The 17,225-nt window shown below is 69.7% G+C and carries 18 protein-coding genes; 14 read left to right on the top strand and 4 right to left on the bottom strand.

The window, feature by feature from the left end; genetic code table 11:
- Positions 1–11 precede the first annotated feature (11 nt).
- The 3 genes from WFJ36_RS11470 (at position 12) to WFJ36_RS11460 (ending at position 3,190) form a co-directional block, all read left to right on the top strand.
- Positions 12–1,208, top strand: coding sequence for a substrate-binding domain-containing protein (locus WFJ36_RS11470; protein WP_371259839.1), 1,197 nt, complete (start codon positions 12–14; stop codon positions 1,206–1,208).
- A gap of 78 nt (positions 1,209–1,286) precedes the next feature.
- A complete protein-coding gene (locus WFJ36_RS11465) occupies positions 1,287–2,138 on the top strand; it encodes a sugar phosphate isomerase/epimerase family protein (protein WP_071328786.1) in 852 nt (283 codons plus the stop codon).
- Positions 2,139–2,182: 44 nt separating this feature from the next.
- Positions 2,183–3,190: a sugar phosphate isomerase/epimerase family protein gene (locus tag WFJ36_RS11460; protein WP_071328785.1), complete on the top strand. Its 1,008-nt coding sequence runs from the start codon at positions 2,183–2,185 to the stop codon at positions 3,188–3,190.
- Between the two features lie 24 nt (positions 3,191–3,214).
- Here WFJ36_RS11460 and WFJ36_RS11455 read toward each other — a convergent pair whose 3' ends face one another.
- Positions 3,215–4,195, bottom strand: coding sequence for an NYN domain-containing protein (locus WFJ36_RS11455; protein ID WP_071328784.1), 981 nt, complete (start codon positions 4,193–4,195; stop codon positions 3,215–3,217).
- Positions 4,188–5,183: a Gfo/Idh/MocA family protein gene (locus WFJ36_RS11450; protein ID WP_071328783.1), complete on the bottom strand. Its 996-nt coding sequence runs from the start codon at positions 5,181–5,183 to the stop codon at positions 4,188–4,190. The genes WFJ36_RS11455 and WFJ36_RS11450 overlap by 8 nt, the downstream gene beginning before the upstream one ends.
- 109 nt (positions 5,184–5,292) lie before the next feature.
- Here WFJ36_RS11450 and WFJ36_RS11445 point away from each other — a divergent pair, with 109 nt between their 5' ends.
- Together WFJ36_RS11445 and WFJ36_RS17150 are read left to right on the top strand one after the other, a co-directional pair.
- Positions 5,293–5,652, top strand: coding sequence for a hypothetical protein (locus WFJ36_RS11445; RefSeq protein WP_177173816.1), 360 nt, complete (start codon positions 5,293–5,295; stop codon positions 5,650–5,652).
- A complete protein-coding gene (locus WFJ36_RS17150) occupies positions 5,568–6,071 on the top strand; it encodes a helix-turn-helix domain-containing protein (RefSeq protein ID WP_396654699.1) in 504 nt (167 codons plus the stop codon). Before WFJ36_RS11445 ends, WFJ36_RS17150 begins: the two co-directional genes overlap by 85 nt.
- 12 nt (positions 6,072–6,083) lie before the next feature.
- On the opposite strand, the gene WFJ36_RS11440 is transcribed toward WFJ36_RS17150, so the two are convergent.
- Positions 6,084–6,965, bottom strand: coding sequence for a DUF2599 domain-containing protein (locus tag WFJ36_RS11440; protein WP_336643317.1), 882 nt, complete (start codon positions 6,963–6,965; stop codon positions 6,084–6,086).
- Between the two features lie 162 nt (positions 6,966–7,127).
- On the opposite strand from WFJ36_RS11440, the gene WFJ36_RS11435 reads away from it, so the two are divergent.
- The 9 genes from WFJ36_RS11435 to WFJ36_RS11395 all read left to right on the top strand — a co-directional run bounded on the left by WFJ36_RS11435 (position 7,128) and on the right by WFJ36_RS11395 (position 16,209).
- Complete coding sequence (locus WFJ36_RS11435) at positions 7,128–7,721, top strand: hypothetical protein (RefSeq protein WP_143049340.1); 594 nt, start codon at positions 7,128–7,130, stop codon at positions 7,719–7,721.
- Positions 7,722–8,124: 403 nt separating this feature from the next.
- Entirely contained in the window at positions 8,125–9,759 is a 1,635-nt protein-coding gene (locus tag WFJ36_RS11430) for a TIGR04028 family ABC transporter substrate-binding protein (RefSeq protein WP_336643316.1), read from the top strand.
- 16 nt (positions 9,760–9,775) lie between these two features.
- Positions 9,776–10,756, top strand: coding sequence for an ABC transporter permease (locus WFJ36_RS11425; RefSeq protein ID WP_071330022.1), 981 nt, complete (start codon positions 9,776–9,778; stop codon positions 10,754–10,756).
- On the top strand, positions 10,753–11,646 hold the full coding sequence (locus WFJ36_RS11420) for an ABC transporter permease (RefSeq protein WP_071330023.1): 894 nt from the start codon (positions 10,753–10,755) through the stop codon (positions 11,644–11,646). Before WFJ36_RS11425 ends, WFJ36_RS11420 begins: the two co-directional genes overlap by 4 nt.
- A complete protein-coding gene (locus tag WFJ36_RS11415) occupies positions 11,643–13,289 on the top strand; it encodes an ABC transporter ATP-binding protein (protein ID WP_336643315.1) in 1,647 nt (548 codons plus the stop codon). Before WFJ36_RS11420 ends, WFJ36_RS11415 begins: the two co-directional genes overlap by 4 nt.
- Entirely contained in the window at positions 13,286–14,356 is a 1,071-nt protein-coding gene (locus WFJ36_RS11410) for a putative FMN-dependent luciferase-like monooxygenase (RefSeq protein ID WP_336643314.1), read from the top strand. Before WFJ36_RS11415 ends, WFJ36_RS11410 begins: the two co-directional genes overlap by 4 nt.
- Positions 14,353–14,997 carry a CMD domain protein gene (locus WFJ36_RS11405; RefSeq protein ID WP_336643313.1) on the top strand — a complete coding sequence of 215 codons (645 nt, stop codon included), beginning with the start codon at positions 14,353–14,355 and terminating at the stop codon, positions 14,995–14,997. Before WFJ36_RS11410 ends, WFJ36_RS11405 begins: the two co-directional genes overlap by 4 nt.
- Positions 14,994–15,602 carry an alkylhydroperoxidase domain protein gene (locus WFJ36_RS11400; protein WP_071330027.1) on the top strand — a complete coding sequence of 203 codons (609 nt, stop codon included), beginning with the start codon at positions 14,994–14,996 and terminating at the stop codon, positions 15,600–15,602. Before WFJ36_RS11405 ends, WFJ36_RS11400 begins: the two co-directional genes overlap by 4 nt.
- Before the next feature lie 40 nt (positions 15,603–15,642).
- Positions 15,643–16,209: a hypothetical protein gene (locus tag WFJ36_RS11395; RefSeq protein ID WP_143049341.1), complete on the top strand. Its 567-nt coding sequence runs from the start codon at positions 15,643–15,645 to the stop codon at positions 16,207–16,209.
- Positions 16,210–16,266: 57 nt separating this feature from the next.
- On the opposite strand, the gene WFJ36_RS11390 is transcribed toward WFJ36_RS11395, so the two are convergent.
- The gene (locus WFJ36_RS11390) at positions 16,267–17,211 is read right to left on the bottom strand and encodes a quinone oxidoreductase family protein (protein ID WP_071330029.1); all 945 of its coding nucleotides are present in this window, start codon (positions 17,209–17,211) and stop codon (positions 16,267–16,269) included.
- Positions 17,212–17,225: the final 14 nt, after the last annotated feature.

The raw sequence follows: 17,225 nt of genomic DNA, 5'->3' as shown, positions 1-17,225 counted from the left end.
TGCGACGATCGATGAAGATCGCCACCGCAGGGGTGGCCCTCTTCGGCCTCATCGCGCTCGCCGGGTGCACGACCGACCCGTCCGTGGCGCCGGCGGAGTCGGAGAACCCCGAGGAGTCGGCCGAGACCACCGAGTGGTTCGACCAGGAGCTCTTCGACAAGCAGGACGAGGAGCGCGGCGTCGACCCCCAGGGCCCCGCCGACCAGCCCTACCTGCAGCACATCAACGCCGAGATGGTCGACACGTCGGAGTTCGCCAGCACCGGCGCCAAGAAGGCCTGCTTCGCGAACGCCTCGATCTCGAACCCGTGGCGGCAGACGGGCTGGATCACGATGAACGAGCAGCTGAAGGTGCTGCAGGAGTCGGGCGCGATCAGCGAGATGGAGACCCGCGACGCGCAGGACTCCGACGACACCCAGATCGCCGACATCGACTACTTCATCTCCGAGGGGAACTGCGACGTCTTCCTCATCTCGCCGAACAGCACGGCGGCGATGACCCCCGCGGTCGAGCGGGCGTGCGAGACGGGCAAGCCGGTGGTCGTGTTCGACCGCGGCGTGAACACCGACTGCCCCGTCACGTTCATCCACCCGATCGGCGGCTTCGCCTGGGGCATCGACACCGCGGAGTTCCTCATCGACAACCTGGAGGAGGGCGACAAGGTCGTGGCTCTCCGGATCCTCCCCGGCGTCGACGTGCTGGAGCACCGCTGGGCCGGCGCCGAGAAGCTGTTCGAGGAGGCCGGGATCGAGGCCGTCGACCACTTCACCGGTGCCGACCCCGCCGAGATCAAGAGCATCATCAGCGACGAGCTCGCCAAGGGCGACGTGCAGGGCATCTGGATGGACGCCGGTGACGGTGCCGTCGCCGCCATCGAGGCCTTCGAGGATGCCGGAGCCGACTACCCGGTGATGACCGGCGAGGACGAGATGAGCTTCCTCCGCAAGTGGAAGGACACGGGTCTCACCGGCCTCGCTCCGGTGTACTCGAACTTCCAGTGGCGCACCCCGCTGCTCGCGGCGCAGATGATCTTCGCGGGTGAAGAGGTGCCGAAGGAGTGGGTGCTCCCGCAGAAGCCGATCACCGAGGCCGAGCTGGACGACTACCTCGCGGCGAACGAGGGGATGCCCGACGGCCACTACGCCAAGTTCGGCGGCGAGGACCTCCCCGGCTACCCGACGGTCTGGCAGGAGCGTCAGATCCCGTAACCCCGTGTGCTCCCGCCCTTCCGCTCGGCCCGCGCCGAGTGGGAGGGTGGGAGCACCCGTACGATCACAAGGACAACGATGCCCCGCACGATCGCCGTCAACACCTGGGTCTGGACGTCTCCGCTGACGGACGACACCCTGGAGCCGCTCGCCCGCACGGCGGCGCGGATGGGCTACGACGCCCTGGAGCTGCCGCTGGAGAGCGTCGGCGACTGGGATCCGCTCCGGGCCCGCACCGTGCTGGACGGCCTCGGCATGGGCGCGGTCGTGGTCGGCGCGATGGGTCCTGGTCGCTCGCTGCTCGCGCGCGCCGGAGACGTCGCCGCGACGCAGGACTACCTCCGTGCGTGCCTGGACGCCGCGGCCGTGCTCGGGGCCTCGATCGTCGCCGGACCCTTCTACGCGCCGACCGGCGTCACCTGGCGCATGGACGAGGCGGAACGGGCGAAGGTCGTCGGCGAGCTCCGGGAGAACCTCGCTCCGCTCGCCCGGGAGGCCGCGGCGATCGGCGTGACGCTGGCCGTCGAGCCGCTCAACCGCTACGAGACCAGCGTGCTGAACACCGTGGCGCAGAGTCTGGATGCGCTGGCGCCGCTGCTCGGTGCCGGGGTGGGGCTGGCCCTCGACACCTACCACCTCAACATCGAGGAGAAGCGGCCGGCCGACGCGGTCCGCGCGGCCGGCGCCGCCATCGCGCACGTGCAGGTGTGCGGCAGCGACCGCGGTGCCGTGGGCGACGACCACACCGACTGGCCGGAGATGCTCCGCGCGCTCGACGATGCCGGCTACCGCGGCGCCCTGGGACTGGAGAGCTTCACGGGCGAGAACGCGACGATCGCCGTCGCCGCCTCCGTGTGGAGACCGCTCGCCGCGAGCCAGGACGACCTCGCCGCCCGCAGCATCGCCCACCTGCGCGCCCTCGGGGCCTGAACCCCCGCTCGCGACACGAAGCCCCGCGAGACGAAGGAGTATCCATGAGCAGTCACCCGGTCACCCTGTTCACCGGCCAGTGGGCCGACCTCCCGTTCGAGGAGGTGGCCCGCCTCGCCGCGGAGTGGGGCTACGACGGTCTGGAGATCGCCGCGTCCGGCGACCACCTCGACCTCCGTCGGGCGGACGAGGACGACGCCTACGTCGCCTCCCGGCGCGAGATCCTCGACCGGCACGGCCTGCGGGTGTTCGCGATCTCCAACCACCTGGCAGGGCAGGCGGTGTGCGACGACCCGATCGACTTCCGGCACGAGGGCATCCTGCGCCCGAATATCTGGGGCGACGGCGAGGCTGAGGGCGTGCGGCAGCGGGCCGCGGAGGACATGAAGCGGGCGGCCAGGGTGGCCAGGAAGCTCGGCGTCGACACCGTCGTCGGCTTCACCGGGTCGTCGATCTGGCCCTATGTCGCGATGTTCCCGCCGGTGCCGGAGACGGTGATCGCCCAGGGCTTCCAGGACTTCGCTGACCGGTGGAATCCGATCCTCGACGTGTTCGACGGGGAGGGAGTGCGCTTCGCCCACGAGGTGCATCCGGGGGAGATCGCGTACGACTACTGGTCGAGCGTCCGCACCCTCGATGCGATCGACCACCGTGACGCGTTCGGCTTCAACTGGGACCCCTCGCACATGATGTGGCAGAACATCGACCCGGTCGGCTTCATCGTCGACTTCGCCGACCGGATCTACCACGTCGACTGCAAGGACACCCGTCTGCGCCCGCGGAACGGCCGGGCCGGGGTGCTCGGCTCGCACCTGCCGTGGGGCGACCCCCGGCGCGGCTGGGACTTCGTCTCCACCGGCCACGGCGACGTGCCGTGGGAGGACGCCTTCCGTGCGCTGGACGCGGTCGGCTACGAGGGGCCGATCTCGATCGAGTGGGAGGACGCCGGCATGGACCGCCTGCACGGAGCGCCCGAGGCTCTGGCCTTCGTGCGCTCCCTGCTGTGGCCGCAGCCCGAAGCTGCCTTCGACGCCGCGTTCCGCCACCAGTGACGGCAGGGAGGACGACCGCTGTGCTCAGGGCTCCCGCAGGCGGACCAGGCGCTCGTGCCCAGTCTCCTCGAGCTCGGCGATGTCGTCGCGCGACTTGAGGAAGTCGGAGAACGACCGGTAGCCGAGGGCCTTCTCGCTGAAGGACGGGTCCATGCGGCGCATGTGCGTCTTGACCGCGGAGCTGTGCAGCCATTCGTCGGCGTCCGCCTTGTCGTGGCCGAGACGCAGCGCGCGCTCCAGCAGCCGCGTGGCTTCGCCCTGGTCGTCGATCTTCTCCTCGACCTTGGGCTCCTCGGCGGTGGGCTTGCTCTTGGCCTTCGCGCGCGACTTCGACGCGGTCTTGGGCTTCGCGGCACCCGCGTCCGAGGTGGCCGGGGCGGACGGCTCCGCCGGAACCTCGACCGCGGGGGTGGCGGCGGGCTGTGTGGTCTTCGTCGGACGCGCCACGCCGGGGAGCGAGTCGTACGACTCGAACTCGTCGCAGGCGGCGGCGAGAGACTTCGCCGTGGACCCGGCGACGCCCACGCCGATCACGTAGCGGCCGAGGCGCTTGCAGCGCTGCGCGAGCGGGACGTAGTCGCTGTCGCCCGCCACGATGACGACGTGGGTCAGGTCCGGCAGGCGGAACATGTCCTCGACCGCGTCGACCGCCAGCCGGATGTCCGCGCCGTTCTTCGCGTACGCCGCGGCCGGGAAGAGCTGCACGAGATCCACCGCGCGCGCCACGAGCTGCGAGCGGTACTCGGCGTTGACCGGCGACGACCAGTCCGCGTAGGCCCTCGTGAGCACGAGCGTGCCGAAGGACGCCGCGTAGTCGATGATGGCGCCGACCTCGATCATCGCCCGGTTCAGTCGCTCGGCGACCTCGGGGTCGTTCGGGTGCTCCGTGATGCGCTGGCGATCCTTGCCGTAGGAGTTGCGGCCGTGGACGCGGTCGTACCAGGAGATGACGATGTTGTCGAAGTCCAGGTACACCGCCACGCGGGCGTCGGTCGTCTCAGCCACGGTCGTCCTCCTCACCGGGGTACCGGACGCCGATCTGCGCGCGGATCTCGTCGAGGGCGCCCATGATGGCGACGCTCTCCGCGATGGGGAGGATGTCGCCCTCGAGGAGACCGTCGCGGACCAGACGCTCGGCCGCGAGCGCCTGGTACTGCATGCCGCGGCCCTCGACCTCCGAGACGTACTCCTCCTGCACGGTGCCGTCCGGCCGCACGACACGGAAGGTGGTGGGCGTGTACCAGACCCGATCGATGTCGATGCGGGCCTCGGTGCCGACGATGCTCGCGGCGTTGGGGCCGGCGCCGCGCGAGGAGGAGAGAGTCGTGGAGACCGCTCCACTCTCGTGGATCATGACGGTGGCGACCTCGGAATCGGCTCCGGTCTCGACCAGACGCCCCACCGCGCGGATGGTGGTCGGTGCCCCGAGGACGTCCCAGACGAAGGAGATCGGGTAGATGCCGAGGTCGAGCAGCGCGCCGCCGCCGAGCTCGAGCGCATTCAGACGGTGGGCGGGGTCGGTGGGCAGCTGCTGCGTGTGGTCGGCGCTCACGGCGCGGATCTCACCCAGGGCGCCGTCGGCGAGGAGCTCGCGGATGCGGACCATGTGCGGCAGGTAGCGCGTCCACATCGCCTCCATCACGAGCAGCCCGCGCTCGGCGGCGAGCTGCTGGAGGTCTTCGGCCTGCGTGCGGTTCAGGGTGAACGCCTTCTCCACGAGCACGTGCTTGCCGTGCTCCAGGGCGAGCCGGGCGTTCTCGTGGTGCATCGGGTGCGGCGTGGAGACGTAGACGATGTCGACGTCGGGATCGGAGACCAGCGCCTCGTACGACGGATGCGCGTGCGCGATGTCGAAGCGTGCGGCGAAGGCGTCGGCCGACTCCTGCGAGCGCGAGCCCACCGCGACGAGGTCGAGGCCGGCCGTGCGCAGATCGGATGCGAAGGCGCCGGCGATGCCGCCGGTCGCGAGGATTCCCCACCGAAGACCTGTCATGGTCTCAGCGTAGGGGGTGCGGCGGGCGATCGCTCTCTCACAGAACTTTGTCAGCTTCCCAGGACGAAAGTCTCGTGCGGCTGACTCGACCAATTCGTAGGGTGAAGGAGTGATTGAACCCATGCCGACAACCAGAACTTTCAGATGGTCATGGTGGCTCCTCGCCTTTGCGGTTAGCCTGCTCCTGACTCTCATCCCGATTGTCATCACTGCCATCAATTTCGGCTCCATGGGTGGCGAAATTGAGGCATACGATCCGACTCCTGCTGAGTTGGCCACTTGGCAAACCGGTGAGATGGCCTACCGAATCGCCACTGCCGGGGCTTTCTTGACGGTCGGGCTCGGTATTGTGGCCGCAGTCCGCCAGCCGAGCAAACGAGTCGTATGGGGTGCGTGGTTTGTTGGAGGCGCACTCCTCATCATGCTTGCAGCGGCGATCTTCGCCTGGGAAAGTACCCCTCAGGTGTGATCAGGCTTCGCTCCCGGGCAATAGGAATAATCAACCTGAAGTTCGCCGATCCGCGACTCTGCCCGATTAACTTGGCGAAGAAGCTCCATGTTTCGAGAAGGCACCTTTCCAGAGCATTCCGAACGTGTGGCAGAATCGGAGTTTCGTCGACGATCTCTCACGTGCGTATTGGTGCCGCATTGAAGATCATTCGCGAGCGACCGGATCTGCCACTTCGGCATGTTTCCGAAACGGTGGGATTTAACGATTCGAACACTTTCAGAAACCGGTTCAAGGCCGCTACGGGATTGCTGCCTCGTCAATATCAAGCGAGAGTGCGACAGCCAGATACACGCTCTTGGGTCCCTGTGGTCGTGCACATCGGGTGTGAGCGACGGAGCGTGCCCCGGGTAGACCCCCGGGGCACGCTCGATCAGTGAGCTAACTCGGCATCAGGGGTTGCATCCTTGCGCCACCTGAACCCACCAGAACACATCTGGGCGCCACGACTCCATGTCGTAGGTCGCTCCTCCGCCAGAGCCATTGGCTGCGACGTGACAATGGAACTGATTGAGAATCGTTGAGGTCACCTTGTTCGCATTCGTGCCAAGTCTGGCCTTCAGGTCGGCGGTATGGAACTTGTAGGTGCCCAACGCATTGTTCTGGCGACCGAAGGCGGTCGGGACAGCGCGGACGACGTACTTCGAGCCACCCTGGTTCGTGACGTACGCGGACTCGACAAGCCACTTACCCAGGTACGGGTCAGCGACGAGCGGATAGACGACATCCTCGACCGCGTCAATGTCCACATGCTGAGTGAGCACCCCGTCAGCGTAGGTGAACCACGTGGGGATCTCTTGGCCGATCGCATCCTTTGCCCACGGCTCCGCAACGCCACCGAGATACTCGCCCTTGCTGTTGAGATAGGCCATAGCTCCACCCTCAAGGAGCTCTGCGGTGGCGTCACTCGGCAGGTCCAGCGCGAAATCGTAGGTGCGTGGCGCCGTTGCATCATCGATCCGGATCGCGAAGAGTGCGGATGCATCGTCGAGAAGCACAGCCTCGACCTCGCTCGATGCACCGGTCTCTTCCGCGGTCAAACTAATCGTTCCGCTATCGGACGAGATCGAGATCGTGTCACCTTTCACCGTCGCGTCAACATCACCCACCGATGTCGATGAGACGGTGGATGGTGCGATCATCTCTGCGATCTCGGGCGCTGCGGCTCGCAGTTCTTCTATCGTGTCCGCCTCGTTCTCGGCGCTAGCGGCATGCGGTGTCGTGACGGCGATGCCTACTACCAGAGATGCGGCGATTATTGATCTGAGACGCACTATTCAACCCTCCAGGTCGTGTGTTCATGTCTTCTCAGTCTCGGGTGTCTGGTCCAGATTGAAACCTCAAATCCGGGACCGATACGTCCCCAGTCGGTTCCGTGCGGCTTCGAAGCACGGCACGATTCTGCTCGTACCGATACAGATAAACAGGAGCTACGAGTGGTCAAAGTGAAGCGGTTGATTCAGTCCATCATCGGCGTATCTGCGTCAGTGATCATGGTCGCTACCGGGGGGACAGCGGCGCACAGTGCGACAAGCTACAGCGAAGAGACACCGCCCCCGGTCGAGGTTGGATCCCTCTCGCAGTTGACCAACGCGGAGGCGGATCTTCTCGCCAGCGACGACCTGAAGCGAGTCAGCGTCGATCCCTACACGGGGGACGTCACGTCGGTGGTTCCCATGTCAGAGGCGGAGCTGAATGAGGAGGTCTTCGGCTCGCTTCCGCCCCAGGGAAGCATCAGCACGAGAGCGGCATCGCCAAACTGCACGAGCACCTCACAGCCGTGCTGGCACGCGGCCACACCCAGCATCAACTATCGGTTCACTCTCGGCACAACCAAGGGAACCTGGGGTGCCCGCAAGGACTTCTGGACAGGAAACTACTACGCGAAGCTCTGCTGGATCGATCCTCTGCCGACGAACCCGTTCAACCCGGGTACTGTGTGCATGCCTCTTCGCAACGGAACCAAGGCGTGGATTCAGATTGGTTTCACGGTCACCGGAAAGCAGGTGAACGTTTCCAGCATTCGATGATGCCTCGTGGCATGCGCGCACCTCAGCGTTCATGCTGCTGCTGAGATCGCACTGCGATTGAAGAGCCGCCCCGACACCGTCGTCGGGGCGGCTCTGGGTTTTACCTCTACTCGTCGATGCGCTCGGTGGCACCACCACGACCGTGAGGCATCGGTGCCAGCGGGCGCAGCGGGTCCGGACTGCAGACGCAGCAGTGATGGAGAATCGCGGCTCCGAGAGTGAAATGACCCGCATGAGTCGGTGGCGCTAGAACAGGGCATCCCGATCGAGGCCTCCCTGCGCGCTCGACAGCATTTCCTCGTATGTCGACGCGTGACCTGTGGTGTCGCGCGAGTCGCGCCGTCGCAGCCCCGATTCCTACCGTGAAGAAACCTCGTCCCACCCGAAGCCAGGAGGCCTCCGCATGAACCGTCGTCTGATCCGCGCTGCCGCCGTGGCGCTCCCGCTCGTGCTCGCGGGGAGCCTCGCCGCCTGCGCGTCCACGCCCGCTCCCGCGGTCTCACCGGCGGCCGGCGGCGACCCCGTCACCGGCGGCACCCTGACGTATCTCGAGCACCAGGCCTACACGAACCTGTATCCGCCGCAGGCCGGCTTCTACCCGAACGGCGGCATCGTCAACAACATCGCCGCCCGGCTCACCTGGCAGAACCCGGAGACGCTCGAGATCGAGCCGTGGATCGCCGTGGACTGGACCGTGAACGACGACGCCACGGAGTACACCTTCGACCTCAACCCGGACGTGACGTTCTCGGACGGCACACCCGTGGACACCGCCGCCGTGGCGAAGAACTTCGACACCTACGGGCTGGGCGACGCCGAGCGCGGGCTCACCGTCTCCGAGGCCATCAACAACTACGCCGGCAGCGAGGTGGTCGACGAGGACACCGTGACGTTCCGCTTCAGCGCGCCGTCGCCCGGATTCCTGCAGGCGACGTCGACCATCAACTCGGGACTGCTGTCTCCGGAGACCCTGGACGGCACGATCGAGGACTTCGGCGCGGGCAACGCGGAGGACATCATCGGCTCCGGTCCCTTCACGGTCACGGACGAGAAGCTCGGCACCGAGTACACCCTCACCGCCCGCGACGACTACGCCTGGGGCCCGGACAGCGCCGAGAACGACGGTCGTCCCTACCTCGACGCCGTGCACGTGCTGGTCACGCCCGAGGACTCCGTCCGCATCGGGTCGCTGCTCGCGGGTCAGGCCGACTACGTCCGCTACGTCCAGGCGTTCGACGAGGACCGCGTCGAGGGCGCCGGATTCACGCTCTACGCCCCGCAGACCCGCGGCGTGAACAACTCGATCGCCCTCCGCCCGGAGAACCCGCTGCTGTCCGACATCCGCGTGCGCCAGGCGATCATCGCCGCGGTCGACGCGCAGGAGGTCGTCGACACCCTGTTCACCGAGAACTACCCGGTGGCCACGTCGGTGCTGTCCTCCCAGGCCGCGGGCTACAAGGACGAGTCCGCGCACTACGCCCACGACCCGGAGAAGGCGGAGGCGCTGCTCGACGAGGCGGGCTGGGAGCCCGGCGCCGACGGCATCAGGGAGAAGGACGGCGAGCGGCTGTCGATCACGGTCTACGAGGCCAAGCCGCAGCCGCTGTCGAAGCAGACCCTGGAGCTCGTGGCGCAGCAGCTCGCGGCGGTCGGTGTGGAGCTCACCGTCAAGCCCGGCGATGCGGGCAGCTACGCGGAGGACACGCGTGATCCGCTGAAGACGGGGTTCTACCACTCGATGGTCGGGCGTGCCGACCTCGACGTGATCAAGAGCCAGTACTTCACGAAGAACCGCGACGTGCTCATCTCTCAGGACGCGACGCTCGACGAGCTGCTGCTCGCCGTCGCCTCTGAGCCGGACGCCGAGAAGCGGGTGGCCGCCTCGCAGGCCGTGCAGGACTACATCGCGGAGCAGGCGTACGTGATCCCGCTCTTCGAGGAGCCGCAGGTCTACGGTGCGGCCACGTATGTGCACGGCGTCGCCTTCGAGTCGGTCGGCCGGCCCACGTTCTCCGGCGTGTGGCTCGCGGAGCACTGAGGATCACGGTGACCCCATGACCTTCGTCCTCCGACGGGCCGGGCAGGCCGCGATCGTGCTGATCGCGGCCTTCACGGCCACGTTCTTCCTGCTGCAGCTGCTGCCGGGAGACGCCATCCTCATCAAGTTCTCCGACCCGAGCCTGGGGCTCTCGCCGGAGCAGCTCGACGACATCCGCGCGACCTACGGCGCCGACGTGCCGTGGGGGGAGCAGTACCTGCACGCGGGTCTCGGCTTCCTGGCGGGCGACTTCGGCTACTCGACCCAGTACGGCACCCCGGTGCGGACGATGCTGGCCGAGGCGCTGCCCGCCACGCTGTTGCTCGCGGCGCTCGGACTCCTGGTCGCTGTCGTGCTCGCGGTGCTGATCGCGGCGCTCTCCGCGCTCGCCCCCTTCGCGTGGCTGCGGGACGGCCTGCGCCAGGTGCCGGGACTGTTCGTCGCGGTCCCGGTGTTCTGGCTCGGGATCCTGCTCATCCAGGTGTTCTCGTTCGGACTCGGCTGGGTGCCGATCGTGGGGGCTGATCCTGTCAGCGGGCTGATCCTGCCCGTCCTCACGCTCGCCGTGCCGATCTCGGCGCCGCTCGCCCAGGTGCTGGTCCGGTCGATCGACCGGGTGCAGGCGCAGCCGTTCGTGACCGTGGTTCGCGCGAAGGGGGCGCCGCCGGCGTGGGTGCTCACGCGCTCGGTCGCACGCAACGCCGCCGTCCCGACGCTCACCATCGCGGGGGTGCTGTTCGGAGAGCTCGTCGGAGGCGCCGTGGTCACCGAGACGGTGTTCGGCCGCACCGGCATCGGACGCCTCACGGAGCAGGCCGTCGCGAACCAGGACATCCCGGTGCTGCAGGGAGTGGTGATGCTGTCGGCGCTGGGGTTCGTGGTGATCAGCTTCGCCGTCGACCTCGCCACGCCCCTGATCGACCCGCGGCAGCGGCGATCGGCGCGCGCCGCCCGTTCCCGCCCCGTCCTTCCCGCCGCCCAGGAGGTGCCCGCATGACCGCTCCCGTGATCGCCGAGACGTCGGTCGAGACGTCGGGTGCCCCGACCGCGCCGTCCGCCCCGGCGCCCGTCTCCGCATCCCGTCCGCGACGGCGGTCGCGTGCCTGGGGACTGTACCTCGCGTTCGCGGTCGTCGCCGTGGCGGTGCTGTGGGCGGTGATCCCCGGCGTCTTCGCGCCGGGCGACCCGCTGACCGGCGTACCCGCCGACAAGCTCCTGCCCCCGAGCGCCGCGCACTGGTTCGGGACCGACGCGCTGGGCCGCGACCTGTTCGGCCGGGTCGTGCACGGCGCGGTGCACTCCCTGTCAGGGGCGCTCATCGCCGTGACCGTCGGCCTCGCGCTCGGCACGCTCCTCGGGGCCGTCGCCGGCGCGACCGGCGGCATCGTGGACGACGTGCTGATGCGGATCGTCGACGTGCTGCTGGCCATCCCCGGGCTGCTGCTGTCGCTCTCCGTCATCATCCTGCTCGGATTCGGAACGGTGAACGCGGCGATCGCCGTGGGACTCGGCAGCGTCGCCGCCTTCGCCCGGCTCATGCGCGCCGAGGTGGCGCGGGTGCGCCGCACCGAGTACGTCGAGGCGGCGTACGGCAGCGGCGGCACCTTCGTCGCCGTGCTGCGCCGGCATGTGCTCCCGAACGCCCTCACCCCGATCGTCGCGCTCGCCGCCTTGCAGTTCGGCACGGCGATCCTCGCCATCTCCACCCTCGGCTTCCTCGGCTACGGAGCCCCGCCGCCCACCCCCGAGTGGGGGCTGCTGATCGCCGAGGGACGCAACTACATCGCGACCGCCTGGTGGCTCACGGCGCTGCCCGGCCTCGTCGTGGTCGCCGTCGTGCTCAGCGCCAACCGCATCAGCCACCGGCTCGGAAGGAGCCCCCGATGACACTGGCGACCCCTCCGTCACCAGCCTCACCCGTCCTCGCCGCGACGGACCTGCGGGTCTCGTACGCCGGTCGCGAGGTCGTGCACGGCGTCTCCTTCGCCATCGCCGAGGGGGAGACGCTCGCCCTGGTCGGCGAGTCGGGCTCCGGCAAGTCCACCACGGCGCACACCCTCCTCGGCCTGCTGCCGCAGGGCGGACGGGTCGAGGGCGGCCGCGTCCGCCTCGGCGACCTCGACATCTCCGGATGGTCGGATCGGGCGTTCCGCGGCATCCGCGGGTCGGAGATCGGGCTGGTGCCGCAGGATCCGACGACGTCGCTCGACCCGGTGCGCCCCGTCGGCGTGCAGGTCGCCGAGGTGCTGCGCCTGCACGGGCATCGCGACCGTCGTTCCCGGAACGCCCGCGTGCTCGAGCTGCTCGACCGCGTCGGGCTGGACGACCCCGATCTGCGCGCCCGACAGTATCCGCACGAGCTCTCCGGCGGCATGCGGCAGCGGGTCCTCATCGCGGCCGCGATCGCCCTCCGGCCTCGACTGCTCATCGCGGACGAGCCCACCAGCGCCCTCGACGCCACGGTGCAGCGCCGCGTGCTGGACCTGCTGGACGAGCTGCAGCGCGAGGACGGCACGAGCATCCTGCTCGTGACGCACGACCTCGGCGTCGCCGCGGACCGGGCGGCGCGGATCGCGGTGCTGAAGGACGGTCGGATCGTGGAGCAGGGGCCGAGCGCGCAGGTGCTCGCGGAGCCGGAAGACCCGTACACGCGGCAGCTGCTCGCGGACGCGCCCGGCTTCACGACCGGCTTCCGGCGTCCGGACGCGCCGCCGTTCCTCCGGGATGCCGCGGCGGTGGCCGCCGAGAGGCCGTACGAGATCGTGGCCGCGGGCCTCGTGAAGGAGTTTCGGGTCGCGGGTCGTGAGCGCTTCCGGGCGGTCGACGACGTCTCCTTCCGGGTGCGCCGCGGCACGACCCATGCGCTGGTCGGCGAGTCCGGATCGGGCAAGTCCACGACCGCGCGCCTGGTCACGCGCTTCCTCCGTCCGGACGCCGGGACCGTGGAGCTCGCGGGGGAGGACGCGACGGCCGTCGAGGGGGCGCGACTGCGTGCGCTGCGCCGACGGATCCAGCTCGTGTACCAGAACCCCTTCGCCTCGCTCGATCCGCGGCAGCAGATCGCCGACATCGTGGCCGAGCCGCTGCACAACTTCCGCATCGGCGGCCGGTCCGAGCGTCGGGATCGCGCGGTCGCCCTGCTCGAACGCGTGGCGCTGCCGGCGGATGCGGCCCGCCGTACGCCGAGTGAGCTCTCCGGCGGGCAGCGGCAGCGGGTCGCGATCGCACGGGCGCTCGCCGTCGACCCCGAGATCCTCGTGCTCGACGAGGCGGTGTCGGCGCTCGACGTGACGGTGCAGGCGCGCATCCTCGAACTGCTCTCCGCGCTCCAGGCCGAGCTCGGACTCACCTACCTCTTCATATCGCACGACCTCGCCGTGGTGCGTCGCATCAGCCACACCGTCTCCGTCATGCACCGCGGTCGCGTGGTGGAGGACGGGTCGACCGAAGAGCTGTTCCACGACCCGCAGCACGAGAACACCCGGGAGCTGCTGGCCGCGGTCCCCGGCCGAACGGAGATCCTCGCATGAGCGCCACCACCCCTCGTCCCACCGTCGCGTTCTTCACGCGGCTCCTCGACGACGCGTCCCCGGCCGACCGCTACCGCCTCGCCCTGACGCAGATCCAGCACGCCGAGGAGCACGGCGTGGGGAGGGCGTGGGTGGCGCAGCACCATTTCCGGGCGGCGGAAGGCGGGCTGCCCTCGCCGCTCGTCTTCCTCGCGCACGCGGCGGCTCGCACCTCCCGGATCCGCCTCGGCACCGGGATCATCACCCTGCCCCTCGAAGACCCGGTCCGCGTGGCCGAGGACGCCGTGGTGGCCGACCTGCTCGCGGACGGGCGGATCGACCTCGGGCTCGGCAGCGGCGGCACCCCGTCGTCCTTCGCGCCCTTCGGGGAGGACGTGCGCGACAAGGGGCCCACCTACGACCGCAAGCTCAGTCTCCTGCTCGACGCTCTCGCCGGCCGGGACATCGGTGCGGGGAACACGCTGTATCCGGACGCGGGGTCGCTGGCCGCGCGCATCTGGCAGGCGACGTTCTCGGCACCCGGCGGTCATCGGGCGGGCGTCCACGGTCACGGACTGCTGCTGTCCCGCACGCAGCCCCGCCCCCACGACCGGCTGCACGCCCCGCTGTCCGCGCTGCAGGATCCCATCATCGACGCCTACCTCGACGCGCTGCCCGCCGAGGCGACCCCGCGCATCACCGCCTCCCGCACCGTGTTCGTGGCGGACGACCGCGCCGAGGCGCTCCGGTTCGCCGAGGTCGGGTTGCGGCGGGCGGCCGAGGGCTTCCGTCGGCAGGGCCAGACCATCCCCGGAGACGACCTCGACGACCTCATCGTCGCTCTCGATACGCATCTCGGCACGCCCGAGGAGGTCGCCGCCTCGCTCGCCGCGGACACGACGCTGCACCGCGCGACCGAGGTGGCGTTCCAGGTGCACTCGGTCGACGCACCGCACGCCCACGTCCTGCGGTCGATCGAGCTGTTCGCGACGGAGGTCGCCCCGGCCCTCGGCTACGCGCTGTCCCCGCCGGATCCCGAGAGCACCCGCACTGCCGAGAACACCCCCACCGTGAAGGAGAACGCATGACCGCCGACATCGTCGACCAGCTGACGGGGGTGACGCCGGAGCTGGATGCGCTGCGTCGTCGCCGCCCCGTGACCAGGGAGCAGCTCCAGGCGAGCTTCGACGCGCTGTTCCACCCGGTCTCCGCGGAGCACGTCTCGCTCGCCGAGCGCGCGCTCATCGCGGCGTTCGCGACCGCTCTCGCCGGTGAGGACGACCCCACGGCGGAGTTCTACGCCGGGAAGGCCCGCGAGATCGACCCGGAGCGCGCCGCGATCGTCGCCCGAGAGGCCGAGGCCGCCGCGACCACCGGACCGTTCGGCGCCTACACCGAACGCGGGCTGGAGGCCGAGAGCACCGACGGCGCGCGGTACGTGCCGGACGCGGCGGCATCGGCTGCCCTGGGGGAGCGCCTCGCGGCGGCTCTCGCGCACACGCACCTGCTGGTGTTCCGCCCCCGCGAGGCATCAGGCACCGACCTCGGCCGCCTGCACGACGCCGGCTGGTCGACGGACGGCATCGTCACGCTGTCGCAGCTCGTGTCGTTCCTCGCCTTCCAGCAGCGGGTCGTCACCGGCCTCCGCGTGCTCCAGAAGGCCGGACTCACCGCCACCGCTACCGACACCGACACCGACGACACCGACACCGACGAGGAGGCCGCATGACCGCCGCCGACACCGTGCTCCGCCACGACGATGCCCCCTATCCTGACGCCTTCACCCGCGCCGAGGTCGGCTGGACGCCGCACCTCGCGCCGCTGGCGGAGGAGGATCTCACTCCGCGGCACCTCGACGGCCTCGTCGACGCCGCCCGCGCGAAGAACGAGTACTTCCGGCTGCTCGCGCGCGACCCCGAGGTGCTTCGCGCGCGCACCCTCGTCGACAAGGACATCTTCTACAACACTGCGGAGGGGCTGCCCCGCGCGGAGCGGGAGCTCGCCGCGACGGCCGCCTCCCGCCGCAACGGCTGCGTCTTCTGCGCCTCCGTGCACTCCCGGTTCGCGGCGCACCACGGCAAGCGGCCGGAAGCCGTCGACGCGCTCCTCGCCGAGGGCGTGGACGCTGACCTCGGGGAGCGCTGGAACGCGATCGTCGCCGCCGCGGTCGCGCTGACCGACACGCCCCGCGCGTTCGGTCCCGCGCACATCGCGCGCCTCCGTGCGGCCGGACTGGACGATCTCGAGATCGCAGACGTCGTGCACGGCGCGGCCTTCTTCAACTGGGCGAACCGGCTGATGCTCTCGCTCGGCCGCCCCACCGCTCCCGCCTGACCGACAGGGAGGCCGTCGCCGGATGCGCTACCGTCGCATCATGACAAGCCGTCTGCGGCGCCGAAGCCTCCCTGTCGTCGGCTTCGTCGCTGCGGCCGTCATGCTCGTCGGGTGCGCGCCGAGCATCGAGAGCCTCGTGCGGGTGAGCCTCGCGGATTCCATCGAAGACGCGCAGGAAGACATGTGGGAGCACCGCGGCAAGATCGTCACGGACCCGGAAGTGACCATCGCCGAACTCTCCCTCGCCTCCGACCTCCGGGACGGAACCGACGAGCTCGACGGCAACCCCCTCAAGCTCCTCGACCTCGACAAGAGGGGCGAGGGCACCACCCTGACACTCCTCGCATTCGGTGGCGCGCAGACGGGCGGTGGCTGGTGGTACGAGCAACGCCAGGGGGCGGTGTGCTTCACCCTGACCTTTCCGCGAGGCGAAGAGGTCGTGGAGACCGGCCCCGCGGACTGCCCGGACATCCCAGAACTGGACGGCATCGAGGACGTCGTCCCGCTCGAAGAACTAGACGTCAGACTCACCGCCACCAAGGCCGACTACCCCGACTCGGTGTGCCAGTGCTACAGCGGCAGTGAGTGCGACTGCCCCGGAGGGTAGGCGATCGGGTCGGATCCCGTCGCCGCAGCAACTCCGCTCCGGTGCCACCCTGATCCCTCAGGGGACGAGGATGATCTTCCCCGAGGCGGCGCCGGTCTCCATGAGCTCATGGGCCCGGGCCGCCTCGGCGAGGGGCAGCTCCGGGCCGAGCTCGATGGTGAAGTCGCCCGCGGCCAGGAGGTCCACGGTCTTCTGCAGCGCTTCTGCGCGCCACTCCAGCTCCTGCGGCGTGAGCGGCTCGGGGGAGCCGCCGGAGAACGCCCGGATGCCGAAGTCGGCGGCGTCGGGACCGCGGACGATGGTCGCGATGCGGTCGCGGTCGGCGACCAGGGCGAGGGAGGTCTCGATCGCCTCGTCGGTGCCTGCGCAGTCCAGGACGACGGTCACGGGGGAGGGGGCCGCCGCGCGGACGCGGTCGAGCAGGCCGTCGCCGTAGGCCACGGGGATCGCGCCGAGCTCGCGGAGCTGATCGTGCCGGGCGGGGCTCGCGGTGGCGATCACGGTCGCGCCCCAGGCGACGGCGAACTGCACGGCGGCCTGGCCGACCGCACCCGAGCCCGCATGCACGAGGAGCACGTCGTCGGCCGTCACGGCGAGCGAGCGGAGGGACTGATAGGCGGTGCCGGCGGGGATGCCGATCGCCGCGCCCTCGGCCGCGGTGACGGCGTCCGGCAGCTTCACGAGCTTGTCGGCCTCGACCGCGAGGGCGGAGGCGTAGGTCCCGAGCGTGTCGCGGATCGCGACGCGGTCGCCGACCTCGAACCCGTCCGCGCCCTCGCCCAGCACCTCGATGACTCCCGCGCCGTCGAACCCGACCGGACGCGGCTCGGTGATCGGCGCGGACGGGCGCTTGCCGCCGCGGAGCTTGGCGTCGATGGGGTTGGCGCCGGCCGCCTCGATGCGCACCAGCGCCTCGCCGCGGACGGGCACGGGGTCAGGCACCTCCATGAGGTGGAGGACAGCGGGGGATCCGAACTCGGTGTAGACGATCGCGCGGGCCATGCCCTCAGGCTACC

Origin of the sequence: Microbacterium sp. MMO-113 (assembly GCF_037148555.1) — a bacterium.
Taxonomy (GTDB): domain Bacteria; phylum Actinomycetota; class Actinomycetes; order Actinomycetales; family Microbacteriaceae; genus Microbacterium.
The sequence above is the reverse complement of the archived record's forward strand: the minus strand, read 5'-3'. Positions and strand labels throughout refer to the sequence as shown.